Origin of the sequence: Sorangium sp. So ce363 (genome assembly GCF_051520435.1) — a bacterium.
GTDB lineage: Bacteria > Myxococcota_A > Polyangia > Polyangiales > Polyangiaceae > Sorangium > Sorangium cellulosum_B.
In genome coordinates this window covers 5,262,260-5,286,532 of the sequence record NZ_CP150333.1, presented here as the reverse complement: position 1 = coordinate 5,286,532, position 24,273 = coordinate 5,262,260, and the positions used below count along the sequence as shown (strand labels likewise).

Here is a 24,273-nt window from a genome sequence, read left to right as displayed (position 1 = left end):
GAAGCATGATCATCGACTCCCACTGCCACGTCGATCCGCGTCATTTTCGCGAAGGAGCGGACGCCGTCCTGGACCGCGCGCGGGCCGCCGGCGTGGACGCGTTCGTGGTCGTCGGCGTCGACGCGGATCTCTCCGCGGCGCGCTTCGCCGCGGCGCTCGCGGCGCGGCGCGCCGACGTGCACGCCGCGGTCGGCGTCCATCCGCACGATGCCTCTGCCTTGGACGACCGGATGCTCGCGGAGCTCGAGGTCCTCGCGCGCCTGCCCGAGGTCGTGGCCGTCGGCGAGATCGGCCTCGACTACCACTACATGCACTCGCCGAAGGACACACAGCAGCGCGTCTTCGCCGACCTCGTCGCCCTCGCTCGGAGGGTGGAAAAGCCCATTGTCATCCACACGCGCGAGGCGCCAGAAGACACGCTCGCGATCCTGGAGCGCGCCCAGGCGAGCGACGTCGGCGGCATCATCCATTGCTTTTCCGAGGATCGCGCGTTCGCCGAGCGGGCGCTCGCGCTCGATTTCGACCTCTCGTTCTCGGGCATCGTGACCTTCAAGACTGCGCGCGCGATCCAGGAGGTCGCCGCCTGGGCTCCGGCGGATCGGATCCTGGTCGAGACGGACAGCCCTTACCTCGCGCCGGTGCCGTTCCGGGGGAAACGGTGCGAGCCAGGGCACGTGCTGCACACGGCGCGCTTCGTCGCGGAGCTCCGGGGCGAGCCCTTCGAGGCGCTTGCCGCGCGCACGGCGGAGAACACCCGCAGGCGGCTGCGGCTTCCGCAGGACGGCGCGCTCACCGGCTGAGACGAGCGCGCGCGGGTCCGCGCCTGCGGGCTCGCCCCAGGCACGTTTCGAGGCATAGTGACAGCACGATGGCGCAGAGGTCTCGCGACGGTCGCCGGATCGCCTCCGCGTGGGCGCTCTCCGTCGCGGCCCACGCAGGGCTGGTGGGCGCAGGCGCGCTGGTCGTCGCTGGCTCGTTCTCGGCACGGGACGTAGCGCGCGCGCGGACGGTCGGGTCGCCAGCCCCGATGAGCGCGCCGATCGAGATCGAGCTGCCTGTCGTCACGGACGGCACGCTCGACCGCGCGGCGGCGACCGCGTCCGAGCTGGCCGTCCGACTTTCGCGCGGCGGAGGGGAAGACGCACCGCGGCCGGACACGGGGACGAGCGGGCGTGGCGGTACCGACGCGGCGGAGCTGCCTGCGTTGAACCTCGCCGACAGGGACGACGCGACCTTTCTGTCTCCAGAGATCCGTTCGCGCCTCGACAGGAGCCAGATCCAGCGCATCCGCTCGTCGTCCCAGCGCGCATCGCGCGAGGACTGGCGCGCCAGCCGGGAGCCCATGGAGCTCACGTTCCTCGCGGGGGGGCGGGTAGGCCGTCGGGCCGAGCGACGCACGTCGGCCGAGCGCGATCCGTCGCTCGGGGCGCGCGATGGAGGCGCGCCCCAGCGTCGCGGCGGTAAGCTCGGCGCTGCGGCCCAGCCTGCAGGCATCGACGGCGCGACCGACGCGTCCGCTGCGCGCGACGCGACGCTTTCCCTGGGGGCGAGCCCGCGCGCCACAGGCGGTGCCGTCGAGGGAGGCGAGCGCGCGTCCGCGGGGCTGGGCGTTCGCGACGGGCGGCCCGGCGAGGATCACCGCGAGAGCGCGGCGGTTCCGCTGGCGCGGCCGATGGTCGCGGTGGGCACGCCATCCGTCCCCGCCGACGCCGTGGGGCACCCGAACGACACGGTGGACAGCGAGCAGGAGGTGGCGACGGCGATCCAGTCGCTCGTTCACGCCAGCTCGGCCGGAGGGGCGCGTGGGTTCGGGCCAGGCGGACAGGCAGGACCGGGCGCGACCGGCGCGGGTAGCGTGGCGGGCCGCGGTGCGCGTTCCAGCGCGCTCGGCTCAGGGCGCGGGCGGCTGCTCGACAACGATCCGCTCGATCGCAGGCGCAGCCATTACATGAGGCAGGTCATGGCCAAGCTGCACCCGCTGTGGGCCGACGCGTTTCCCAAGTGGGCCGCAGGCGAGGGGCTTCAGGGGACCGTGATCGTGACCTTCGTGATCCGCGCGGATGGGACCGTGGGGAGCGCGTCGGTGACGCGGCCGAGCGGCATCCCCGAGTTCGATGAGAACTGCCGGCGCGCGGTGCTGCGCGGTTCGCCGTACCCCCCGGTGCCGCCCGAGCTCGGCGAGAGCTTCCGGTGGTCGATGCCGTTCGAGGCGAGGAACCCCGCGGTCCTGCCGAAGCACCGAGAGCGCGAACGGTGACCCCGAGCCATCTTTGGGGATGACTGTGATGACCGAGATGACCGAGAAGTCGGAGATGACCGCGACGATCACGCGTCGCAACGCGCACGACCTTGCTTGACAGAGCAGAGACGGGGCGGTACTAGTCCGCCCTCACTTTTGCCGAAGTAGCTCAGCTGGCTAGAGCAGGCGTTTCATACGCGCCGGGTCGGGGGTTCGATTCCCTCCTTCGGCACCAGCAATGGTGACAGTCGGCCGCTGGCCTCCCTCGGAGGGCCAGCGGTGGCTGCGTGAACATCAAGGCCGCACGTGAACGAGGGTTCCTTCCTCGTCGTTGCTGTACACAGCGTGCCAGCCTTCGGGGAGCTCCGGTTCGGCCCACAGGAAGATGCGCCGCGCATCGATGGGCGTCAGCGCGATGTCGTGGAAGCCTTGTGCTTCGCCGACCCCGGCGCCCCAGTACATGCCGGTGATCGCCTGGCTCGGCGCGATGTCCATCACCCACGGGGCGTCGGTGACGTCGAAGCTGTCGGCGACCTCGCGCGGATCGATGTTGCGCGTGACGTGCTTGCTCCGCACGCGGAAGGTGCCGCGCGCGGTGGACGCGGTCGATTCAGGGTCGCGCAGCTGATCGCGTCCGGACGAGATCAGCGTGGCGTAGATGGGCTTCTGCCCCTCGTAGGCCGTCAGGGTCTGGTTCACCACGCTGACGTCGAGCCAGCGCTGCGTGCCTTTGGCGAAGTCGGGGAGCTTGGTGCGACGCACGATGACGACAAGGTCCTGCGCGCGCATCCAGAAGCCGTCGCGCGCCTCCTCGAAGCGGACGCCGTCCACCGTCCTGAACCTGCCCGTGAGCGGCACGCCCGTGTGGCGCTCGAGCTCCTCGTCGTTCGCGTTTGCCTTGCCGCGGCTGAGCGACCACGTGTGAACGTCGTGGCGATGGACGAACGCCACAGGCAGCCCGAGCTTCTCGACGTCGAGGCCGTGCCACGGTGATCCGAGCGCGGCCTGGAGCCGGTCGGTCGGGACGAGCCGTCCTTCCGGCGTCACGCCGAACCTGCGTCCGTCGTTCGCTCCCGCCGTGAACGTGCGGGTGATCGCGACCCCGCTGCCTTTGCGCAGCGCCACCGTCTTCAGCGCGGCGCGCAGATCGACGCGGGCGCCGCCCGTTCCGTCGATGTCGATGCCGAGCGCGACGACAGGCGGGAGCGGCGCGATCGCGTCGGCGATGGGGAAGAGGAAGTATCCGGCCTCGGTCCTGCGCCCGTCCTCGCCGATGCCGTCGCCTCGCGGCAGCAGCACCGGGGGCCCGGAGGAGACGCCGCGCGCGTCCAGCGGGACGTCGTTGGCTGACGCGCCGAGCTGCGCGTCGCTGCGCTGCACACGCTCGAGATGGCGATCGAGATCCGGCTCGGCGTGCTGCAGCTCCTCGCGGCTGGGCACCCCGAAATACACCGGAGCGCCCTGGGTTCGCGCGCGGCCATAGCGGTAGGGGAGGGGCCGCGACGTGTCGGGCAGAGCCGGCAGGAGCGCGAGCACGTCGGTGTTCAGCGTCGCGCCGTCGCCTACGCAGACGAACCCGCGAGGGCGGATCGCATACCAACCGCCGCTGCACCCCGCGCGTCCGTACGGCTCCGAGGACCTCACGACGGCGGCGCCAGGATAGAGCTCGCCGAGCTTGCGTGCGCCCGCCTGCGGACGCGCGAGCACGGGCGTCCCTGCGCGAAGCGCGACCAGCTTGGGGCCGTCCGCTGGCAGCGCGGCGACCTCGAGCGCATCGTCGCTCGCCCCCTCCTTCGACAGCTCCACCGCCGCGCCTGCCGGCTTGCATCCGCACACGGTCAGCGCGACGAGCAAGCTTGCGAGCCGCCCATCGACGCGTCGCGAGCGGGGGCCGCCGTCGAGGCGCCGTGGCGCGCAGGGCAGCGGCGTCCGGAGGCGCGGAGGCGAGACCGAGCGGGAGAGATCCGTCGGCAAGGAAGCGAGCGGCATCTGCCGATGCATGCCCGGTTCGCGCGCGCTGGGCCAAGTTCCGTGGCGTCGCCTGCGCATCGTCGGTGCGCTCGGCGCGCGTGTCGTGGGCGTGCGTCATCGGCGCGCGTGCCGCCAGGCCGCTGGCGCGAAGCGAGCGTCGACGCCATGAGGTGCGCGTGCGCTTTCGCCCTGCGGTGGTGTTCCTCCTGCTCGCGCCGTATGCCCTCGTTTTCTATGCATTCCTGGCGTTGCGCCGCGCCTCCGCGTCGCTCCGGCCGCGGCACCCGTGGCGCACGTGGGTGAGCCCGAACCTCCTGATCGGGGGGTTCCTTCTTCCAGGCGACGTCGTCGAGCTTCGTCGCCTCGGCGTCCGCGCCGTGATCAACGTGTCGCGCGAGCTGTACGATCCGGTGCTCGCGCTGCGCGCGGCGGGGGTCGAGTACCTGCGCATCCCCTGCTGGGACATGTGCGCTCCCACGCTCGAGGAGGCCGCGCGCGGCGTGGCGTTCCTCGAGCGGCATATCGTCGCTGGCCACCGTGTCCACGTCCATTGCGCGAGCGGCGTGGGCAGGAGCGTCACGCTCGCGCTCTGCTACCTCGCCACCCGCGGCGGCGTCGAGGTGGGCGAGGCGCTCGCCCTGATCGAGCGACGGCGTCCGCGCGTCGCGCTGCGCCCCGTGCAGCGCGCGTTCGTCGAGCGCTACGTCGCGTGGCACCGTGCGCACGCGGAGCGCCGTGCGCGCGCGGCGCCGCCCGTGATCACCTCCGGCGCAGGAGGGACTTCAGGCTGAAGAGCCCGAGCGCAGGCGCTGCGACGGCGAAGGCGCCGCCGGACGCAGCGAGGATGAGCGCGGCACCCCAGGGCGCCGAGGCCACCGCCTCGGGCAGCGCCGCCTTCAACGCGGCGCCGCAGCCGACCGATATCGCCGCGAGCAAGGCCACGCGGCCGATCCGGATCTGATCCAGCCCGAGCCCGCCGATCTCGCGCCGCACGCGGCGCCCGAGGGCGATCGCCTCGACCCATCCTGCGATGACGGCGCCGAGCACCACGCCGAGCACGTCGAGCCACTGCATCAGGAGGAGCGCGACGGCGGTGCTGACGACCACGCGATAGAGCGCGTAGCGGGCCGGGGTCCTCGTGTCCCCCAGCGCGAACGACGCGGTGATCAGCACGCGCCCGGCGGCGTTCCCGAGCAGCGCTAGGCCGTAGGCGCACACGAGCGGCTCGACCCTCGCCGTCGATTCCTGGTCGAACGTCCCGGTCTGCAGCAGCAACGTGATGAGCTCCCGCCCGAGCACCATGAACACGGCCGTGGTCGGCACGGTCAGCACCGTGATCCGCGCGAGCGACGCCCCGAGTCGGCGCGACAGCGCCTCGTTGCGCCGCGCGACGTCGGCTTCGGCCGTGTCGCGCGCCATCTCGGGCAACGCGACCGCGGCCTCGCCGGCGCCGAGGATGCTCATCGGCAGGAGGTAGACCGTCTGCGCGTAGCTGAAGGCCGCGTTCGCGCCGGCGCCGAGGAAGCTCACGAGGAGCGTGTCGACGAGCCCGGACACCTGGATGATCCCGCGGCCGAGCAGCGCGGCGGGCAGCTTGCTGCCGGCCTCTCGGACGCTCGGGTCGCGCGCGTCGAGGCGCGGCCTGAGCCCGCCGAGCAGCGAGCGCGCCGATGGGAGCAACAGCGAGAGCTGCAGCGCCGCGCCCGCGAGCGCGCTCCACGCGAGCGCCTCGGCGAGCGGCTCCCCGCGCATGCCGAGCCACGCGCCGCACGCGAGCAGCCCCGCGATCTGGGCGGCGCTCCACGCGACGGGCGCGGCGTACGGGAGGAAGAACCGCCGGTGCGCGTTGAGCACGCCGAGCCCCCACGCGGACAGCACGAGCAGGCCGGTCATCGGGAAGATGATCCGGACGATCCGGGTCGTGCTGGCGAGCTTGTCGTCGTCGAAGCCCGCCGCGACCAGGAAGGACAGCCACGGCGCCGCGAGCACGCCGGCGAGCGACGCGGCCGCGGCGGCGACGAGCAGGATCCCGAGGGCGGAGAGCGCGAAGTGCGCCGCGCGTCGCGCGTCGCCGGCCGCGCGGAGGCGCGCGTAGACGGGGATGAAGGTCGCGGAGAGCGTCCCCTCGCCAAGCAGGTTCTGGGTGATGTTCCCCGCGCGGAACGCCGCGGCGAGCACGTCGGCGAGCTCGGATGTCCCGAAGAAGTGCGCCGTCACCCGCTGGCGGAGCAGCCCGACGAGCCGCGAGAGGATGATCCCAGCGGTGACCATCGCCGACGAGCGCGCCGCGCTGGTCGCCTTCTCCTGCCCGGCCGCCGGCGGGCCTGCGCTGGTCGCCGGGGGCGCGCCCGGGGCTGCGCTCGCCGGCGTGGTCCCTGCCTGTATGGCGGCGGGCGGATTGAGATCGGGCGGCACGGCGGCGCTTCTATCAGACCTCCTGCCCCCGGGCGACCTCGGCGCCGGCTGGCCGGCGCCTCAGTCCCTGAGCCTCGCCGTGCCGAGCCGCTCGGCGTGCGCCAGCACCCGCCGGGCGATGGCCGGCCCCTCGTCCCGGCGATCGAGGTGCCGCGGGATGAGCCCGCGCTCCGCGGCCTCCCACAGCTCCGGCTGAGAGATCCCGGACTCGGTGCGCGAGCGCAGCCGCGACAGGGAGATGTCCATCTCGGGCAGCAGGATCGGCGCCTGAGGAGCGCGGAGGAGCGCCGGATCGATGCAGCATGAGAGATCGTTCGTGCCGGCGGAGCGCGCGTTCAGCGAGGGGAGATCGAAGCGCGCTTCCAGCGTGCGGATCACCGACGCGTGGTCGAGCACGGTGCTCACCGCGCAGCCCCTCCGGACGAACGGGCCCGCCACGATCGACGGCACCCGGAACCCGAGCTGGGTGAACAGGGGATCGTCGTCCGTCGTCGACGGCGGCGCGACGTGGTCGAAGAAGCCCCCGTGCTCGTCGTAGGTGATCACGAGGAGGCACTGGCCCCACTGGGGGCTCTTCGCCAGCGCGTTGTAGATGCTGGCGATGAGCACCTGCCCGAGCTGCACGTCGTGGTCCGGGTGATCGTCGTTCGCGGTGGCGCCGAAGAACTGGGGATCGATGACGGAGAACGAGGGGAGGATCCCCGCGGCCGCGTCCTCGAAGAAGCGCTCGATCCCGGAGACGCCCTTGAATTTGAAGTACGCACCCGAGCACCACGGGACGTCGTGGAAGTAGTTCCTGCTGGAGATCCCTGCGTCGCTCAGCAGCTCGAACACGCTCGTGAAGCCGGTGACCGGCACGTTCCTCGAGACGCCCCTCGACGTGGCGCCGTGCAGGTAGAACCGGTTTGGCCAGGTCGGGCCGAGCACCGAGGAGAACCAGCGCTCGCAGATCGTCGACGCGTCTGCGAGCGCGTAGAGGACCGGCAGATGCTCCCGCACGTGATAGCCCATGACGTCGCGCTGGTCCGGCCCTGCGTGCGCGATGACGAACCCGTCGTTCATCCCTTGATTCCACTGCGTGTGGGCAGCGTCCCAGCTGTGCGGCGGGTCGGCGGGCGTGAAGTTGTCGAGCTGGAAGGGCGAGATCCGCGTCCCATCGAGCGCTCGGTTCGACTCTGTGCCTGTCAGACCGTCGATCTGCCGGCCCTCTTTCAGCAGCAACGAGCCGAGATAGTGGTCGAAGGAGCGGTTCTCCATACAGAGAACGACGATGGTGTTGATGGGCGCCAGCAGCTCCGCCGGGCTCAGACCTCCCGTCTCTGCGCACCGATCCGGAGCGCCGCCGGCCTCCCCACCTTCCGGCTGTCCTGAGCCGAGCGCACCTCCTGAGCCACCCGCACCGCCGGCTCCGTCGCTCTCGTCCGCGCTGCCCGCGCTCGGCGGGGCGTCGCCGAGCAACATCGCGCCCTCTGGGGTGCTGCATCCGAAGGCCGAGGCGCCGAGCGCAGCGCCGAGCCCGGTCAGCACATGGCGGCGGGTCAGAGGATCACAGGTCGAACCATTCCGTTTGTTCATCACGCACAGGATTCCCATGAACGCGGGTCCGAGGAAGGAGTTTTGGTCTCATCCAGAAGGTGACGAATCGTCCGCTGCGTAATCGATGTAGCGGACGTAGCGGACGTAACTGAAGCGGATGTAACCGCTGTAATGGACATAACTGGTGTGATGGGCATGACACACGCAACGGATGTGACGGACATGACGGATGTGACGGAGGTGGTCGACGTAAACGTAAAGGGATCAGCCGATGAAGCCGAAGTAGCGGGAACAGTCGACGTAACCGGCGCAACGGGTGTAACGGGTGTACCGGAGAAAACCATTCTTTTCGCGAGGTCAGCGGGGTGGTATGGGTAAAAAACGCAGGGGTCTACGTCTGCGAACTGTCACCTTCCGATGAGCTCGAATCCACTTCCACCTACTCCCGGCCGGCAAGCTACCGTCGCGAACGGCCGGCCGCTGCGGTTGTGCATCGTGGACATGAACAATGGCCACGTGAACCAGGCGATGCGCTGTCTACGCGGGCTCGCCGCGGGGTTCTTCGAACGCGTTCAGGCGGGCAATCCGGGCCTATCCTGCGAGGTCGTCGAGGTGTCTCCCAGAGACACCAACGCACCCATCCCTACGGACTGCGATCTGTACCTCGCGTCAGGGGGGCCCGGCTCTCCCTTTGATGGGGAGGGCGAGCCCTGGACGCGGGATTTTGCGCGCTTCGTGGACGGCGTGGTCGAGTCGGCGATCCAGGGGGGCGCGCACCGGCGTGCTCTCTTCGCGATCTGCTACTCGTTCGAGCTCGTCGTCCATCACTACAAGCTGGCCGACGTCGTGCCCCGCGCCGATCGCAAGTTCGGCGTCATGCCGATCTACACGACCCCCGTCGGCCAGCAACACCCGCTGCTGGCGCCGTTTGGGGACCGTCTCTTCGCGTTCGAGCACCGCAACTGGGAGGCGGTGAACCTCGACGAGCGCCAGCTGAGCTCCCTCGGCGGCCAGCTCCTCGCTCGTGAGAGCCGTGACGGCATCTCCAAGGGGCGGGCGATCCTCGGGTTGCAGGTCGCGCCCGGCGTCGAGGCGGTCCAGTTCCACCCAGAGGCGGATCGCGCCGGCGTCATGAGCTGGTTGGCGCGCCCTGAGCAGGCGGCTGCCTTCAAGGCGACCTATGGAGAAGTGACCTACCTTGCGATGCTGCGCACACTGGACGATCCTCGACGGCTTGCGCGCACCTATGCGCTCGTCATTCCGGGCTGGCTCGGGCGCTGCTTCAACGAGATCGCCGGTCCCCGCGGCTATGCGGAGCTCCCATCGCTCGAGGACCTCCCGTGCTCTCGCTTCAGCGCACACTGCAGCGCCGAGGAGCCATCCGCGCGATCGCTCGCCTCTGGCGAGCGCGTTGTGCGCCAGATCTGAGCGGAGCGCCGAGGTGGCCTGCAGAGGATGCGTCCGAGGGCTACACTGCAGAAACGAAAGAGAAAGAACTGGGATGTAGAGGCAGCAGAGGCAAAGGCAGCGAGGCTGCGAGGGAGAGGAGGAAGCAGAAGCAGAGGAAGCAGAGGAAGCAGAGGAAGCAGAGAAACCAAAGCTTACCGCCGCAGCGCCGACGAAGTGCTGCTCGCGCCTTGCGCGCCGGGCAACCTCTGGCTTATGGTCATAGGATAACGGGACGAGCGCGAGCAGGGCTCGCGGGCCAACATTTGGAGCCGGAGGCTCCTCGGGCACGCATGAGAGAGAACGCATGAATCACTCGCGTCCGGCCGCTCCGACGACTCCATCTTCGCCGGACGTCCGCGAGCCGGGCGCGTCTGAGGAAGGCCACGCTGGCGTCGACTTGCCTGTGGAGCCCAAGATCGCACGGCCATCCATGCTGCACGACGACCTCGGAGCACAGGAGGTCCAGGTTGAGTCGCAGCTGGGCGTGACGGACCCGATCGCCATGTCGCAGGTCCGTGATGCGTTGACGCAGCTGAGCCGCGAGCGCGGGACGCAGCCGCACGTGCTGCTCATCATCTACCACCGGCAAGGCGCCGAGACGGTGCGGCTGATCGAGGGGGTCGGCGTCGTCATCGGCCGCGATCCGAGCGCCGACGTCGCGATCCCCGAGCGCAGCCTGTCGCGACGCCACGCGCGCTTCACGTTCCAGCGCGGCGACGTGCTCATCCAGGATCTCGGCTCCACGAACGGCACCTTCCTGAGCGGGCAGCGCGTCGAGCACGGTGTCTTGAAGCCCGGCGACGAGGTGATGCTCGGGGAGATCACGGCGTCGCTGCGCGTGATCGCGAGCGCCGAGCTGCCGGTGCTGAACCTCGACGCGCTCGACGGGCGTCGTGGCGCCTCGGAGCGGAGAAAGATGCCGAGCATCGAGAACCTGGTGGGAGGATCCACGCCGGTGGGTGGGCTGCGCACGGTCGGCGACGAGGGGCTCGTGATGCGCAGCCCCGCGATGCGCCCGGTGCTCGAGACCGCGATGCGCCTCGCGCGCTCGTCCGCGCCCGTGCTGCTCCAGGGCGAGACGGGGACCGGCAAGGACGTGCTCGCGCGGCTGATCCACGAGGCTGGCCCCCGCCACAAGATGCAGATGATCCGCGTCGGATGCAGCGGCGTGCCCGCCCAGCTCCTCGAGAGCACGCTCTTCGGTCACGAGGCCGACGCCTTCCCCGGCGCGGTCCACGCGCAAGAGGGCGTCTTCGAGACGTGTGCGGGCGGCACCCTGGTGCTCGATGAGATCGGCGATCTCCCGCCCTCCTGCCAGGCCGCGCTGCTGCACGTCCTCGACACCGGTCGCATGGTCCGTCTCGGCTCGACCAAGGAGATCGAGGTGGACGTGCGGATCGTCGCGACCACGTACCGCGATCTCGAGGCGATGTGCGAGGCGGGCACGTTCCGTTCGGATCTGCTCTACCGGCTCAACGCGGCGCCGCTGCGCATCCCGCCGCTCTGCGAGCGGCGGGAGGACATCGGACCGCTGGCGCAGCGCTTCCTCCGGCAGGCGAGCGAGGTGCACCGCAGGAACGTGCGCTCGCTCGATCCGGAGACGCTCGCGCTCCTGGAGCAGTACCCCTGGCCGGGCAACGTACGCGAGCTGCGCAGCGCCATCGAGCGCGCCGTCGTCATCGCGCGGGGGCATGTCATCACCCCGCTCGACCTGCCGGAGAGCATCCACTCCCTCTCGGCGCCCAAACGTTCCACGCCGCCGCCTGATCGGACTCCCGTCGAGCTCGCAGGGCCGCCCAGCTCCGCGCCGACGATCGGGCTCAAGGCGCAGATGGACCGTCTGGAGACGGAGATCATCCTCGATGCCCTCCGCGGCACCAACGGCAACCTGGCGATGGCCGCTCGGCGGCTCAGGATGCCGCTGCGCACGCTCCAGGAGAAGATCGCGAGCCACGGCCTGAAGCGCTCCGACTACCGGGACGGCCCGTCGTCGCGGTCGAAGTAGCGAAGCGCGGCGCCTCTGGAGCGGGGTGCAGGTCCGTGGGATGCGGGCTCGGCCGCCAGACGGGCGAGTGAGGCATACGAAAGTACGCCGCAGCGAGCCGAACGACGCGGCTGAGCCCGTGGCGCACGAAGATGCGCCGCGCGCTAGCCTTCGTCCTCCAGCACCGCCAGGGCCGCATTGCGCCCGCACGCGCCGTGGACGCCGGCGCCGGGGTGCGCATAGGACGAGCCTAGATACAGGCCGCGGAGCGGCGTGCGGTAGCGGAAATAGGGGAACACCGGCCGGAAGATGAGCTGGTGCCGGATGTCGGCCGAGCCTCCGCCGAGATCGCCGCCGATGAGGTTTGCATCCATCGCCTCGAGATCGTCCGGCGCCCAGATCTTCCGGGCGATGATCCTCTGCCGGAAGCCAGGGGCGAGCTCCTCGATCCGCGCCTCGATGCGATCGGCGAAGCGCTCGCGCGAGTCCGCCCAGCCGCCCTCGATGGAGGAGGGGACGCGGGAGTAGGCCCACAGGGTGTGGCGGCCGGCCGGCGCGCGCGTCGGATCGACCAGCGACTGCTGCCCGATCACGAGATAGGGGTGCTCGGGGAGCGCCCCGGCGCGCACCTGCCGCGTGAAGGTCGAGAGGTCGTCGAGGCTGTCGCCCGCGTGCACGACCGCCGCGCGCGCGGGGTCCTCGTGGGACCACGGCGTCGGGCCGTCGAGCGCCCAGTCCATCTTGAAGGTGCCGAACCCTTGGCGGAACCGGCGCATGGCGCGCTGCACCCGCTCGGGAACCAGCTCTGACGCGAGCAGGCGGAGGTAGAGCGTCGGCGCGGCGAGGTCGGCGACGATCGCGCGGCGGGCGCGGAGCTCCTGGCCGTCCTCGAGCCGGACCGCGACCGCTCGTCCCTCCCTGGCGATGATCTGGTCGACACGCGCGCCGCAGCGGAGGGCGCCCCCGCGCTCCTCGACGCGCCTGAGCAAGGCGCTCGTGATCGCGCCGGCGCCGCCCTCGGGCACCGCGAAGCCGCCGCTCGAGGCGAGCACGGTGAGCATGAAGCCGACGATCGCTCCGCAGGGATCGTCCGGGCCCACGTCGGTGTGGAGCGCGAGCCCGGGGACAACGCGCCGGGCCGCCTCTGTCCGGAAGGTGCGCGTCGCGAAGCCACGTCCGCTCGAGAGGGCCACCTGCGCGAGGCGGAGCAGGTTGAGGGGCCCGAGCCGGAGCAGCGGCCCGAGGGCGGGCGGCGTGGACAGGAGCGCGTTCAGCAGCCGCTCGCGGGTGGCCGCGTGCCAGCTGGCGATCCGGCGCCACGCGGGGCCATCTTCGCCGAGCGACCGCGCCGTCGCCTCGACGTCCCGCGCGATCGAGGCGCACGTCCCGTCGGGCGCCGGGTGAGCGCTGTCGATCGGCGCGTGCCGCCACACGAGGCCGGCCCCCGGCAAATCGAGCGGCACCAGCGCGGGGCTCGTCTGCCCGAAGGGGAAGAACGCCGCGCCGAGATCGTGGCGGAACCCGGGGAGGGTCACCTCGCGCGTGCGGACCGCGCCGCCCGGCTCTCGCTCGGCTTCCAGCACGAGCACCGAGAAGCCCGCGCGGGCGAGGTACGCCGCCGCCGTGAGGCCGTTCGGTCCCGCGCCCACCACGATCGCATCAGGGTCTCCACTTTGCATCGTCGTCTGCGGCTCCTCAGCCCACGAGCTGCGCGCTTGCCATGGTGCGGTTCGAGGCGATCGCCTGGCCGCTCCGCCCCACCACGAGCACGCCGACGGCGAGCACGTCGGGGAACATCGCGACGCCGCGCTGCGCGGCGCGCGCGGGCGCGACGCCATCGGCGAGCCAGTCATAGACGGTCCGCGCGAGGAAGCGGCGCGCAATCTCCTCGCCGACGCCGGTCGCCGCCACGGCGCCGTGGGGGCCAGCGTAGATCCCTGCGCCCAGGAGCGGCACGTCCCCGATGCGGCCGCGGAGCGAGTAGGTCGACCCGCCCGTCGACGCCGCGGCGGCGAACCGGCCGTGCGTGTCGCGCACGACAGCCCCGACGGTGTCGCACTCGATTGGCTCGGCGTCGAAGTTCCAGAACCGCGTCGCCGTGAGCGCACGGAAGCGCGCCGCGTCGTTCGTGGTTTCGTCGTCTCCGCCCTCGCCGCGCAGCGCGGCGAGGGCGCGGGCGTGCTTCCGGCGCGCCTCCTCGGTGACCGGATCATGGTCGGCGAACCCCAGCCGGCGAGCGAACGCCGTCGCGCCTGCGCCGGCGAGGAGCAGGTGCGGCGTCTCCATCACCTTCGCGGCGACCAGGACGGGGTTCTTCACCCGCTCGATGCACGCCACTGCGCCGAACCGTCCATCGCTGGCCATCACGGCCGCATCCATCTCGATCGTCTGCCCGTCGAGGCGGAGGTTCGCGCCCGTCCCGGCGTTGAAGCGTGGGTCGTCCTCGAGGCGCACAGTCGCCCCGATCGCCGCCGCGAGCGCCTCTCCGCCCCCGTCCAGCGCGCGGCGCGCCTCGTCGGCGGCCCTGGCGCAGCTCTCCGAGCCGCTCTGCGGCGCGGTCACCCCGCCGTGCGTGAGGATGACGTAGTCCACGTCGTTCTCCTGCGCGTACCACGACGGCGCGCCGCCGCGAAGGCAGCCTGGCGCGCGGCGGCCGGTGGGGCGAGCGGCATCGCTCCAGCCTGCGGGAGGGCGGCGCGGCTCCGGCGCTGGGACCGCTGCGCTCGACACCCTGCCGCGCTCCTGATACGTCGCGCGCTCAGCCCGGAGCGGGGCCGGCGCCAGCCGACCGTCCGCAGCGGGACGAAGGCGGCCCGGTCGAAGGCCGCCGGCCAAGCCGCCCATCGAGGAGAGCAGAGACCGTGGCCAAGAACGAAGCGCCGAAGACCGCCATTACGCCCACCCGCAACGAGGACTACCCGGAGTGGTACCAGCAGGTCGTGCGCGCGGCCGACCTCGCGGAGAGCTCCCCGGTCCGCGGCTGCATGGTCATCAAGCCGTGGGGCTACGCGATCTGGGAGAACATCCAGCGCGAGCTCGACAGCATGTTCAAGGCGACCGGCCACAAGAACGCCTACTTCCCGCTGTTCATCCCGAAGTCGTTCCTTGAAAAGGAAGCGGAGCACGTCGAGGGGTTCGCGAAGGAGTGCGCCGTGGTCACCCACCACCGGCTCGTCCCCGGCCCTGGCGGCGGGCTCATTCCCGACCCTCAGGCCCGGCTGGAGGAGCCGCTCATCGTGCGCCCCACGTCCGAGACGATCATCGGCGCAGCGTTCGCGAGCTGGGTGCAGAGCTACCGGGATCTCCCCTTGTTGATCAACCAGTGGGCGAACGTCGTGCGCTGGGAGCTCCGGACGCGCCTGTTCCTGCGGACGGCGGAGTTCCTGTGGCAGGAGGGGCACACGGCGCACGCGAGCGAGGCCGAGGCGCGCGAGGAGACGCTGCGCATGCTCGGCGTCTACGCGACGTTTGCCCGCGACTTCATGGCGATGCCCGTCCTCGAGGGGCCGAAGACGGCGAGCGAGCGCTTCCCCGGGGCGGTCGACACCTATGCGATCGAGGCGATGATGCAGGACCGGAAGGCCCTGCAGGCCGGGACGAGCCACTTCCTCGGGCAGAACTTCGCGAAGGCGAGCGGCATCAAGTTCCAGACCAAGGAGGAGACCGAAGAGCACGCCTGGACGACGTCCTGGGGCGTATCGACGCGCCTCGTCGGCGGGCTGATCATGACCCACAGCGACGACGACGGCCTGGTGCTCCCGCCGCGCCTCGCGCCCGCGCACGTCGTGATCCTGCCCGTTTACCGGGGCGACGACACGCGCGCCAAGATCGACGAGTACATCGACGGGCTCGCGAAGGAGCTCCGGGCGCAGCGCTTCGGCGAGCGCCGCGTCGAGGTCGAGATCGATCGGCGGGACATCCGCGGCGGCGACAAGCAGTGGGAGTGGGTGAAGAAGGGCGTCCCCCTGCGCATCGAGATCGGGCCGCGCGACGTCGACGCCGGCGTGGCCATGGTGATGCGCAGGGACCGCTCGCCGAAGGACAAGTCGAGCATGGCGCGCGGGGAGCTCGTGGGCCGCATCACGGAGATCCTTGGCGACATTCAGGCGACCCTCTACGCGCGCGCGCTCGCCGTGCGCGACGGCAACACGCACGTGATCAACAGCCGCGCAGATTTCGACGCGTTCTTCGCGTCGACCGGGGGCAAGGAGGCGCAAGGCGGGTTCGCGCTGGCGCACTGGTCCGGCGATCCGGAGATCGAGACGGCGGTGAAGGATGCGCACAAGGTGACCATTCGCTGCATCCCGACCGGGGGGTTCGAAGGGGCGCCGTGGGCCGACGCGCTGACGGGTGAAGGGCAGTGCATCTTCACCGGCAAGCCCAGCCCGCGGCGCGTGGTGTTCGCGAAGTCGTACTGAGCCGCGGCGGTTCGCAGGGCGCGCGCCGACGCGTCGGCGCGTTCCCTCACCGAAAAGACGCCGCGCGCTTCCTCGCAGCAGCGGCGCCTCAACGGCGAAGGGCCGGGAGCACGTGCTCCGCCAAGATGGCGGGGAGCAGCCGCAGCTGCGCGCAGTGCTCCCCGGGGCCCGCTCCCGCGTAGCCGCGCACGTAGAGGCTGCCGCCGTCGTACATCCGGGTGAGCCGCAGCGCGTCTCCTGCCTCCGCTGCGCGGTCGCCCGGCGCGCCGGGCGCGGCGGAGGGGGCCTCGTCCCCGCTCGAGGTCACCGCGATGGGGGTGGCTCCGAGCTCGCGAAGAAGGAACGTGGCCGCCTCTTTCGTGGACGCGTAGCCGCTGGTCGGGATCTCGGTGTGCGTCAGGTAGAAGACCGGCGCGCCGCGCGCGGCGGCGTTGGCCAGCGCAACGTAAGGGGCGAGCTGCCCCTGCGCGAGCGACGTATGCCCCGGCATGTAGGAGCCATAGAGGGAGTCGAGCAGGATCAGCGCATCCACGTGGCTGCTCCCGCGCTCGATGATCCTGCCGATCGCGCCGGACCCAGCGCTCCAGGACGACAGCACCAGGCGGCGCATGTGCGCGCCCGCGCTCCCGGATGCGCTCTCGACCTCGCGGTCGATCGTCTGGAGCAGCGCGTCCCAGCCGCCGCCCTCGAGCGCGCGCGCGTATTCGCTCGATCGGGTCCCCACGTCGATCCCGGCGATGACCAGATCCATGTCCCTGGGAGCCAGCAACTTCCGGACAGGCTCGGCGCCGTGGAAGTGGATCAGAAGATCGTAGCCGCCATCCGAGCGAACCGCGTGCGCAGGCGGGACGAGGAGCCTTCCGAGCGGAAGCGGGCGCCATCGCTCATAGGCGCCGAACCCTTGGTCGGCAAAGCCGCACCCCGCTTGCGCTTCGTGCTGCGTTTCGTGCTGCGTTTCGTGCTGATCGAGCGCCGCGCGCTCGGGCTCACCGCCCCTGGGCAGGGGCGACGGTTCCGCGGACGCGCTCGCCTGCGCCGGGGTTGGCGAGGCGCTGGACGCTCGGCTCCGCCGCAACAACAGGGCGCCGCCTACGACGCCCAGGCTTGCTGCCAGGAGGAGCGCGTCGCGGAGCTGCCGCGCCCTGCGGCCGCTCAGAACCCGGGGTTGGTCACGGTCGGTACCCACTTCGTCGAGGGACGCTTGCCCGGGGTTGTTCTGCGCGCGCTGGTGGCGCTCGATCCAGCAGCCGTCGCGCTCGGCGTCGCGGCGGTCGTTGCGCCTTTGGCCGTCGGGTCCGGAGCGCTCGCCCCGCGCCCCTCCGGGTCGCTCGCCTCGGGGGCGGGCCGAGCACCCACGCCGCCGTGGTCGGCCAGGAGCGTGGGCGCGCCGTCCGGCCTTGGCGTTGCGCCCGTCGTGGCTTCGGTCGCCGCCGGGCCAGCGCCGTGGGCGTGCACCGTGAGCTCCTCGGACATGCTCTGCTGCGGCGCGGGCCGCCGGAGCCACATCACCCCGGCGCCCAGCAACGTGATGAGCGCGAGCGCAGCGGCTGCCACCCGCGTCCCCGAGCGGCGGCGCGCCGCCGGGACCTCGATCGGGCCCAGCTGAGTGTCCTGGCCAGGCGAGCTCGGGATCAGCGACTCGGATGGCAGCGATGGCAGCGCCGGTCGCGAGGGCGCGGGGGTGCTCCGGCGAGACGCGGGGAGCTTTGCGCTCGGGTGACCAGGAGGGAGCTGCGTGAAGAAGAGCTCGCTGATGCTGTCGCGAACGAGCATCACCTCGGGCGGGTGGGAGGCGCGCTCGTCGAGCATGCGGACCGTGTCGCGCAGCGCTGCGCGCCGGCGCTGGTTGCGCTCTCCCAGGAGCCCGCGCACGAACGCCCCGACGTCGTGGTCCGTCACCGTCGGCTCCTTGGCCAGCACGGTCTCCAGGGCGCTCTCCAGCTCGAGCATCGTCTGGTATCGCCGCTCCGGCTCCTTCTGCAGGCACTTCATCAGGACCTGGTCCAGCTCGGGCGGGAAATCCGGGTTCTTCAGGCGAGGCGAGAGCGCCGGTCGCGAGGTGATGTACTTGAGCGTGAGGAGGTCGTTCTCTGCGGCGAAGGGGTGCTCTCCCGTCGTCAACTTGTAGAGCACGATCCCCATCGCGAAGACGTCGGTGCGCCGATCGACCCGCTCGCCTCGCGCCTGCTCCGGGGACATGTACGGCACCTTGCCCTTGATCTGTCCCGCGGTCGTGTCGTTGTGCGTGCGATTGGTTGCCTTGGCGACCCCGAAGTCCACGAGCTTCACGTGGCCGTCGTACGTCACGAGGATGTTCTGGGGTGACACGTCGCGGTGCACGAGCCCGAGCAGCTGGTCGTCGTTCTGCGGGTCCCGGAGCTCGTGCGCGGCGTGCAAACCGAGGCAAGCGCGGCCGAGGACGCGGAGCGCGATGCGCAGCGGGATGGCCACGCCGCTCTTGTTCGCCGCCTTCGCGATGACCGACAGCGCCTCGCCGTCGACCCACTCCATCACGATGTAGAGGACGTCGTCCTGCTCGCCGAGGTCGAGGATCTCGGCGACGTTCGGGTGATGGATCCCCGAGGCGAGCCTCGCCTCCTCGAGGAACATCTTCTCGAACTGGGGATCATCCGAGAGCGACGGCAGCATCGTCTTGATGGCGACCGTCTTCTGGAAGCCACGACGACCCTTGTGGCGCGCGGCCCACACCGTGGCCATTCCCCCCTGCGCGATGGGCAGGAGGAGCTCGTAGTGCCCGAGCTCCTTTCCCGGCAACAGCTGGGGTTGGGGGATCATGACGTCGTGCGGCGCGCTCCTGACCGATACACGGGGACCTCGGAAGCTCGATCAAGTCTAGCCATCCGGACCCTGCGGTCACGATATGTGGTTCTGATTACAAATTAGGCCAGCGGAGCTCCTCGCCGCGGCAGGGGATCACGCGCCGGGCGGGACCGCCTGTCCCCAGAGCTGCTGGTAGATCTCGCTCAGCTTCTGGTGGGTCTCGGCCGAGAAGCCGTTGGTCGCGTAAGGCCAGCGGAAGCCGTCTCCCATGGCCTGGTTGCACGAGAAGGAGACGAGCAGGTCGACAGGCGTGGGGTTGTTCGGCCGCACCATCGAGATGCCCAGGCCGGGATAGAAGCAGTTGCCGCGGTCCGCGGTGAAGCTGTCCTCGTCGCCGAAGACGTCGAGGATCTGGTCCTTGAGCTCCGCGTCGGCGTCGCTGGTCGTGAGCTGACGCTGCTGGAGGATGACGAAGTTCTTGAAGCGCGGCTGCGCGGGCAGGACCGGCGTGCTGGCGGTCTGTCCCGGGATGAGGTTGGGCGGGATGAGCCCGGGCAGCGCCTGCTGCAGCCCCTGAAGGGCTGCCTGCCCCATCTGCTGGAGCTCGGGCGGGATGCCCGGGATGAGGGTAGGGGCCCCGGTCGTCGCTACGGGCGTCGGGGCCAGCTCCTGCCCCTGGAGGCGGAGGACCGTGATCTGCGCCTTGTCCATCTCGTCGAACGGCGCCGTACGGGCCGCGCAGCCGAAGACGAGGGGGGCCAGCAAGGCGATGCCTGCGAATGTACGGGTGGTGAGGTTCATGTTCACTTTGACGGTCGTCTAGCACGGCTATGCGCCGGAAGGTGAACAGCGACCGCACACGGCAGGCGCTCGCGCCAGCGCCGCCCCCAGGCGGGCTTCACATGGTGCTTGCGCCGAACTCGTACAGCGCCCGGATCTCGGTCAGTCGCGCCGCGATGTCGGCTCGAGTCACCGTCGCGATCCGCCGCGTGCCAACCGCTTCGACGCAGAACGACGCCGTCGCCGTCGCATGGAGCATGCCGCGCCGGAGCGCGAGCGGCGTGATCTCCGGCTGGCACGCCAGGTAACCGATGAGCCCGCCGGCGAAGGCGTCGCCGGCGCCCGTGGGGTCGATGACGTCCTCGAGCGGGAAGCCGGGCGCGGCGAACACGCCCTCCTCGTCGAAGAGCAGCGCGCCGTGCTCTCCGCGCTTGATGATCAGCCGGCGCGGACCACGGGACAGGATCTCCTTCGCCGCGCGGCGGATGTTGTACTTGCCCGAGAGCTGGCGCGCCTCCTCGTCGTTGACCACGAGCGTGTCGATGCGGCGCAGCATCGCCGCGACCGCCTTCGGCTCCCCCTCGATCCAGAAATTCATCGTGTCGGCGAGGACGAAGCGCGGCGCGCGGACCTGCTCGAGGACGTCGAGCTGGAGCGCGGGATGGATGTTGCCGAGCAGGAGGAAGGGCGTGTCGCGGTAGGTCTCCGGCAGCTTCGGCGCGAACGACGCGAACACGTTGAGCTGCGTGTCCAGCGTCGTGCGATGGATGAGATCCACGTCGTAGCGCCCGGCCCAGCGGAACGTCTTCCCGGGAGCGCGCTCGACGCCCTCGATCGAGATCCCTCGAGATCGCATCGCCGCGAGGGTCTCTTCGGGGAAATCATCGCCCACCACGGCCACGGTGCGCACCGGAGCGAAGCACGAGGCAGCGAACGCCGAGTAGGTGGCCGAGCCACCGACGACGTCTCTTTCGTTGCCGGCAGGGAGCTCGAGGTCGTCGAACGCCATCGAGCCGATGATGAGGATCGCGGATGAGGTCGTCACAGGACGCCTCTTAGCCAGGTTTGTGCGTAGCCGCTAGCCGCGCGTTTCGTTTCTGCGACGGCGCCGCTGGGCCGCGGGCCGCACCCGACCCCAGCAGAGCCCGCCTTGCCCCTCGCGCGCGCTGCGCCCCCTCCCGCCCGTTGCGCGGAGGAGCGGGCGCGAGGGGCCCTGAGGTCAGCTCAGTCGGCCTTGCGCCGAGGGCCGATGAGCCACTCGAGCCGCGCCTCTGCGTCGGGCGATGACGCGCCGGCCGTGGTCATGATGCACTTCTCCAGCGCGTGACGGGCCGGGCTCTGCGACACATCGGGGAGATTGCGGGCGAGCGACTTCGCGACGTCCCGCGCATACCCGATATTGCGGTTGAGTACGGTGATGACCGTCTCGACGCTCACCGCCTCCTCGCTGACGTGCCAGCAATCGAAGTCCGTGGTGAGCGCGAGCGTGGCGTAGGGGAGCTCCGCCTCGCGGGCGAGCTTCGCCTCGGGCAAGTTGGTCATCCCGATGACATGTGCGCCGAACGTCCGGAACATGCGGCTTTCGGCCCGCGTCGAGAACTGAGGGCCCTCGATGCAGACATAGGTGCCGCCGCGGTGGACGCGCGCGCCGGTGGCGAGCGCCGCGTCGTGGACCGCGCTCGCCAGGATCGGGCACACCGGATCGGCGAACGGCACATGGGCGACGAGGCCTTCGTCGAAGAACGTCGAGATCCGCCGCTTCGTGAAATCGATGAACTGGTCGACGACGACGAGGTCGCCAGGCACGATGTCCTCGCGCAGGGATCCGACGGCGCTCACGCTGAGCACGTGCGTGGCGCCGAGCATCTTCAGCGCGCAGATGTTCGCGCGGTAGTTGATCGTCGACGGCGAGAAGCGGTGCCCGCGGCCGTGGCGCGGCAGGAAGAGCACCGTCGCGTCGCCGTCCTTGACCTGCCCGCGCAGCACCACGTCGCTCGGCAGCCCGAAGGGGGTGGAGACCGAGACCTCCTCGACGTCCTCCAGCCATCCCATCTCGTAGACGCCGCTGCCGCCGATGATGGCGAGTACGTCGCGCGTCGCGCCGGCGCTCATCGCTCGAACCTCCGCTCCGAGAGCAGCCGCTCGCAGAGGGCCGCGCGCCGCTGGCGGCGGCACCGCTCGGCGAAGACGAGCGACCGCAGCTGCTCGTAGGCGCGGTTGATCTCGTCGTTCACGATCACGTAGTCGAAGAAGCCGTAATGCTCGATCTCGCCCTTCGCGTTGCGGAGGCGGCGGAGCGTCGTGGGCTCGTCCTCGGTGCCGCGCCCGCGCAGGCGCCGCTCGAGCTCGGCGAGCGACGGGGGAAGGATGAACACGGCGACCGCCTCGGGCAGGCTCGCCTTGATCTGCCGCGCACCTTGGTGGTCGATGTCGAAGAGCACGCCGCGCGCGGTGGCGCGGGCGATCTCGATCTCCTTCAGGCTCGTGCCGTAGAGGTGATCGTGCACCCTGGCCCACTCGGCGAACGCGCCGATGCGGATCATCTGCTCGAACGTGTTCGGGTCGACGAAGTGGTACTCTCGGCCGTCGACCTCGTTCGGGCGCGGGCGCCGGGTCGTGTGGGAGACCGAGAAGCGCAGGTCGGGGAACTCGCTGCGCAGCCTCCCGCAGAGCGTCGTCTTCCCCGCGCCGGACGGGGACGACACGATGAGGAGGAGGAAGTCGTCACTGAGTGCTTCGGTCGACATGCTCTCCTGTCACTCGATGTTCTGGACCTGCTCCCGCAGGCGTTCGAGCTCCACCTTCATCGCCACGACGTGATGGGAGATGGCGGCGTCCTGCGCCTTGGAGCCCAGCGTGTTCGCCTCGCGTACCATCTCCTGAAGCAGAAAGTCGAGCCTCCTTCCGCAAGGGTCGCCGCTCGGGGCCGCGAGCGCGCCGCCGAACTGGTCGAGGTGGCTCCGGAGGCGGGTGACCTCCTCGGTGATGTCGCTGCGCTCGGCGAGCAGCATCACCTCCGCCTCGATCCGCGTCGCCTCGAAGCCGGCCTCGACCCCTTGGAGCAGGCGCTCGACCCGCTCGCGCAGGCGGCGCCTGAGCGCCTCGCGCGCCTCGTCCGCGCGCGCCACGACCTCGGACGACAGCGCGCGCAACGTGGCCACCCGCCCGCGCATGTCGCTGGCGAGCGCCTCGCCTTCGCGCAGGCACATGCCCTCCATCGCATCGATCGCGCGCTCGATGGCCAGCTTGAGCGCGGCGCGGACGGCCGCGATCTCGTGGCCGCCAGCGGGCGCGAAGAGGTCGGGCACGGCGCAGAGCAGCGAGAGCGGCACGTCGGCGCCCGGCGCGAGCTCGTCGCGGAGCTCCGCCAAGGCGCGGAACGCCGCGCGCGCCTTCGATTTGTCGAGCGTGCTCGGGGCCAGCACCGCGCCCTCGGTGCGCACGATGATCTCGATGCGTCCCCGCCGCAGGCGCTCGCGCGCCACCTGCTCGGCGAACATCGTCAGATCGACGAGCTCGCGCGGGAGCCGCGCGCGCACGTCGAGGAAGCGCTGGTTCACCGAGCGGATCTCGGCGACGACGCGCCCATCGGTGAGCGAAGCGTCACCGAGCCCGAAGCCGGTCATGCTCCGCACGAGCCGCCCCGCTCTACCTAGCTCGCCTTTTGTCCGCTGTCCGAGGCCCCTTGGGCCTTGGGCAGCGGAACCTTGCCACAGGTCACCGTGGCCGACGCGGCCGCGGGGCCCTTCTCACGGAGCGTCCGCAGGTACGTGACCGTGGGGACGATGCCGTCCTCCCAGCGTACGCGGGGCTCGTACCCGATGAGCTCGGCCGCGCGCGAGATGTCGGCGAGCGAGTGACGGATGTCCCCGGCGCGGGCGGGGAGGTGCTCGACCGCGACGTCCCGCCCGAGGGCCCGCGAGATCTCCTTGCAGAGCTCATTCAGCCCGATCCTGCGTCCCCCGGCGATGTTGATGACCTCACCCTTGAACTTCTTCGACGACGTCGCGCCGAGGAGGTTCGCGAGGACGGTGTTCTCGATGAAGCAGAAGTCGCGCGTCTGCTCGCCGTCGCCGAAGATCGGGATCGGCCGGTTCTGCAGGGCGGCGTCGACGAACCGCGGGATCGCCGCGGCGTAGGCGCCGTCCGGCGTCTGGTTCGGCCCGAAGACGTTGAAGTAACGCAGGCTCAGGGTCTCGATGCCGTAGATGCCTGCGAAGACCTTCATGTAATGCTCGCAGGCGAGCTTCGTGACCGCGTACGGCGACAGCGGCATCGGCTCCATGCCCTCGTGCTTCGGGAGGACGGGCGTCTCGCCGTACGCGCTGGACGACGCGGCGAAGAGCACCCGGCGCACGCCCTGGCGGCGCGCCACGTCGAGCACCGTGACCGTGCCGCCGACGTTGACGGAGTTCGACTCGACGGGCGACTCGACGCTGCGCGGGACCGAGCCGAGCGCGGCCTGGTGGAGAATGACCTCGACCCCCTTGGCCGCCGTCGCGACCGCCGCCGCGTCCCGGATGTCCCCCGTGATGCGCTCGATCAGCGACTGGTGGGGGAGCCCGTCGAGGTTCTCCCATCGGCCAGTCGCGAGGTTATCGAGGACGCGGACCCGCTCGCCGGCGGCGGTCAGCGCCGCGACGAGGTTGCTTCCGATGAACCCGGCACCGCCGGTGATCAAGTAGCGAGGCGTGGACATG

At 71.0% G+C, this 24,273-nt stretch carries 19 protein-coding genes and 1 tRNA gene; 7 read left to right on the top strand and 13 right to left on the bottom strand.

Features of this window, described 5'->3' with window-relative positions:
* The first annotated feature begins 5 nt into the window (after nt 1–5).
* The 3 genes from WMF12_RS20100 to WMF12_RS20090 all read left to right on the top strand — a co-directional run bounded on the left by WMF12_RS20100 (nt 6) and on the right by WMF12_RS20090 (nt 2,474).
* A complete protein-coding gene (locus tag WMF12_RS20100; RefSeq protein WP_437873151.1) occupies nt 6–800 on the top strand; it encodes a TatD family hydrolase in 795 nt (264 codons plus the stop codon).
* Nucleotides 801–868: 68 nt separating this feature from the next.
* On the top strand, nt 869–2,257 hold the full coding sequence (locus tag WMF12_RS20095; RefSeq protein ID WP_437873149.1) for a TonB family protein: 1,389 nt from the start codon (nt 869–871) through the stop codon (nt 2,255–2,257).
* Between the two features lie 140 nt (nt 2,258–2,397).
* A tRNA-Met gene (locus WMF12_RS20090) sits at nt 2,398–2,474 on the top strand.
* A gap of 59 nt (nt 2,475–2,533) precedes the next feature.
* On the opposite strand, the gene WMF12_RS20085 is transcribed toward WMF12_RS20090, so the two are convergent.
* Nucleotides 2,534–4,228 (bottom strand): L,D-transpeptidase, encoded by a 1,695-nt coding sequence (locus WMF12_RS20085; protein WP_437873147.1) that lies wholly within the window; start codon nt 4,226–4,228, stop codon nt 2,534–2,536.
* Nucleotides 4,229–4,386: 158 nt separating this feature from the next.
* On the opposite strand from WMF12_RS20085, the gene WMF12_RS20080 reads away from it, so the two are divergent.
* The gene (locus WMF12_RS20080) at nt 4,387–5,001 is read left to right on the top strand and encodes a protein-tyrosine phosphatase family protein (protein ID WP_437747248.1); all 615 of its coding nucleotides are present in this window, start codon (nt 4,387–4,389) and stop codon (nt 4,999–5,001) included.
* On the opposite strand, the gene murJ is transcribed toward WMF12_RS20080, so the two are convergent.
* Complete coding sequence (murJ, locus tag WMF12_RS20075) at nt 4,970–6,625, bottom strand: murein biosynthesis integral membrane protein MurJ (protein WP_437873146.1); 1,656 nt, start codon at nt 6,623–6,625, stop codon at nt 4,970–4,972. The two genes, WMF12_RS20080 and murJ, sit on opposite strands and share 32 nt — an antisense overlap.
* 60 nt (nt 6,626–6,685) lie before the next feature.
* Nucleotides 6,686–8,200 (bottom strand): alkaline phosphatase family protein, encoded by a 1,515-nt coding sequence (locus WMF12_RS20070; protein WP_437873144.1) that lies wholly within the window; start codon nt 8,198–8,200, stop codon nt 6,686–6,688.
* A 462-nt stretch (nt 8,201–8,662) separates the two neighbouring features.
* Here WMF12_RS20070 and WMF12_RS20065 point away from each other — a divergent pair, with 462 nt between their 5' ends.
* Nucleotides 8,663–9,589 carry a hypothetical protein gene (locus tag WMF12_RS20065; RefSeq protein ID WP_437873142.1) on the top strand — a complete coding sequence of 309 codons (927 nt, stop codon included), beginning with the start codon at nt 8,663–8,665 and terminating at the stop codon, nt 9,587–9,589.
* 451 nt (nt 9,590–10,040) lie between these two features.
* A complete protein-coding gene (locus WMF12_RS20060) occupies nt 10,041–11,615 on the top strand; it encodes a sigma 54-interacting transcriptional regulator (RefSeq protein WP_437747244.1) in 1,575 nt (524 codons plus the stop codon).
* Nucleotides 11,616–11,758: 143 nt separating this feature from the next.
* On the opposite strand, the gene WMF12_RS20055 is transcribed toward WMF12_RS20060, so the two are convergent.
* Together WMF12_RS20055 and WMF12_RS20050 are read right to left on the bottom strand one after the other, a co-directional pair.
* Nucleotides 11,759–13,273, bottom strand: a complete 1,515-nt coding sequence (locus WMF12_RS20055; RefSeq protein ID WP_437873139.1) for a phytoene desaturase family protein — start codon at nt 13,271–13,273, stop codon at nt 11,759–11,761.
* Between the two features lie 16 nt (nt 13,274–13,289).
* Entirely contained in the window at nt 13,290–14,186 is an 897-nt protein-coding gene (locus tag WMF12_RS20050) for an isoaspartyl peptidase/L-asparaginase (RefSeq protein ID WP_437873137.1), read from the bottom strand.
* A gap of 269 nt (nt 14,187–14,455) precedes the next feature.
* Here WMF12_RS20050 and proS point away from each other — a divergent pair, with 269 nt between their 5' ends.
* Nucleotides 14,456–16,012, top strand: a complete 1,557-nt coding sequence (gene proS, locus WMF12_RS20045; RefSeq protein WP_437747241.1) for a proline--tRNA ligase — start codon at nt 14,456–14,458, stop codon at nt 16,010–16,012.
* A gap of 88 nt (nt 16,013–16,100) precedes the next feature.
* Here the strand turns inward: proS and WMF12_RS20040 are convergent, their stop codons facing one another.
* The 8 genes from WMF12_RS20040 to WMF12_RS20005 all read right to left on the bottom strand — a co-directional run bounded on the left by WMF12_RS20040 (nt 16,101) and on the right by WMF12_RS20005 (nt 24,272).
* Nucleotides 16,101–16,763, bottom strand: a complete 663-nt coding sequence (locus WMF12_RS20040) for a hypothetical protein (RefSeq protein ID WP_437873134.1) — start codon at nt 16,761–16,763, stop codon at nt 16,101–16,103.
* Nucleotides 16,764–17,164: 401 nt separating this feature from the next.
* Complete coding sequence (locus tag WMF12_RS20035; protein WP_437873132.1) at nt 17,165–18,808, bottom strand: serine/threonine protein kinase; 1,644 nt, start codon at nt 18,806–18,808, stop codon at nt 17,165–17,167.
* Nucleotides 18,809–18,946: 138 nt separating this feature from the next.
* The gene (locus WMF12_RS20030; protein ID WP_437747238.1) at nt 18,947–19,594 is read right to left on the bottom strand and encodes a hypothetical protein; all 648 of its coding nucleotides are present in this window, start codon (nt 19,592–19,594) and stop codon (nt 18,947–18,949) included.
* Between the two features lie 97 nt (nt 19,595–19,691).
* Complete coding sequence (locus WMF12_RS20025) at nt 19,692–20,618, bottom strand: PfkB family carbohydrate kinase (RefSeq protein WP_437718701.1); 927 nt, start codon at nt 20,616–20,618, stop codon at nt 19,692–19,694.
* A 179-nt stretch (nt 20,619–20,797) separates the two neighbouring features.
* Nucleotides 20,798–21,685, bottom strand: a complete 888-nt coding sequence (mtnP, locus tag WMF12_RS20020) for an S-methyl-5'-thioadenosine phosphorylase (RefSeq protein ID WP_437747237.1) — start codon at nt 21,683–21,685, stop codon at nt 20,798–20,800.
* Nucleotides 21,682–22,320: a guanylate kinase gene (gene gmk, locus WMF12_RS20015; RefSeq protein ID WP_012236392.1), complete on the bottom strand. Its 639-nt coding sequence runs from the start codon at nt 22,318–22,320 to the stop codon at nt 21,682–21,684. The genes mtnP and gmk overlap by 4 nt, the downstream gene beginning before the upstream one ends.
* A gap of 9 nt (nt 22,321–22,329) precedes the next feature.
* On the bottom strand, nt 22,330–23,199 hold the full coding sequence (locus tag WMF12_RS20010; protein ID WP_437555443.1) for a YicC/YloC family endoribonuclease: 870 nt from the start codon (nt 23,197–23,199) through the stop codon (nt 22,330–22,332).
* Nucleotides 23,200–23,225: 26 nt separating this feature from the next.
* The gene (locus WMF12_RS20005) at nt 23,226–24,272 is read right to left on the bottom strand and encodes an SDR family oxidoreductase (protein WP_437747236.1); all 1,047 of its coding nucleotides are present in this window, start codon (nt 24,270–24,272) and stop codon (nt 23,226–23,228) included.
* Nucleotide 24,273 lies beyond the last annotated feature (1 nt).

Excerpts from the sequence above, each read along its gene's own strand:
- WMF12_RS20100 (WP_437873151.1), top strand. The coding sequence starts at position 6 with ATGATCATCGACTCCCACTGCCACGTCGATCCGCGTCATTTTCGCGAA.
- WMF12_RS20095 (WP_437873149.1), top strand. The coding sequence starts at position 869 with ATGGCGCAGAGGTCTCGCGACGGTCGCCGGATCGCCTCCGCGTGGGCG.
- WMF12_RS20085 (WP_437873147.1), bottom strand. The coding sequence starts at position 4,228 with ATGCCGCTCGCTTCCTTGCCGACGGATCTCTCCCGCTCGGTCTCGCCT.
- WMF12_RS20070 (WP_437873144.1), bottom strand. The coding sequence starts at position 8,200 with ATGAACAAACGGAATGGTTCGACCTGTGATCCTCTGACCCGCCGCCAT.
- WMF12_RS20065 (WP_437873142.1), top strand. The coding sequence starts at position 8,663 with ATGAACAATGGCCACGTGAACCAGGCGATGCGCTGTCTACGCGGGCTC.
- WMF12_RS20060 (WP_437747244.1), top strand. The coding sequence starts at position 10,041 with ATGCTGCACGACGACCTCGGAGCACAGGAGGTCCAGGTTGAGTCGCAG.
- WMF12_RS20055 (WP_437873139.1), bottom strand. The coding sequence starts at position 13,273 with ATGCAAAGTGGAGACCCTGATGCGATCGTGGTGGGCGCGGGACCGAAC.
- WMF12_RS20040 (WP_437873134.1), bottom strand. The coding sequence starts at position 16,763 with ATGGATCTGGTCATCGCCGGGATCGACGTGGGGACCCGATCGAGCGAA.
- WMF12_RS20035 (WP_437873132.1), bottom strand. The coding sequence starts at position 18,808 with ATGATCCCCCAACCCCAGCTGTTGCCGGGAAAGGAGCTCGGGCACTAC.
- WMF12_RS20030 (WP_437747238.1), bottom strand. The coding sequence starts at position 19,594 with ATGAACCTCACCACCCGTACATTCGCAGGCATCGCCTTGCTGGCCCCC.
- mtnP (WP_437747237.1), bottom strand. The coding sequence starts at position 21,685 with ATGAGCGCCGGCGCGACGCGCGACGTACTCGCCATCATCGGCGGCAGC.
- gmk (WP_012236392.1), bottom strand. The coding sequence starts at position 22,320 with ATGTCGACCGAAGCACTCAGTGACGACTTCCTCCTCCTCATCGTGTCG.
- WMF12_RS20010 (WP_437555443.1), bottom strand. The coding sequence starts at position 23,199 with ATGACCGGCTTCGGGCTCGGTGACGCTTCGCTCACCGATGGGCGCGTC.
- WMF12_RS20005 (WP_437747236.1), bottom strand. The coding sequence starts at position 24,272 with ATGTCCACGCCTCGCTACTTGATCACCGGCGGTGCCGGGTTCATCGGA.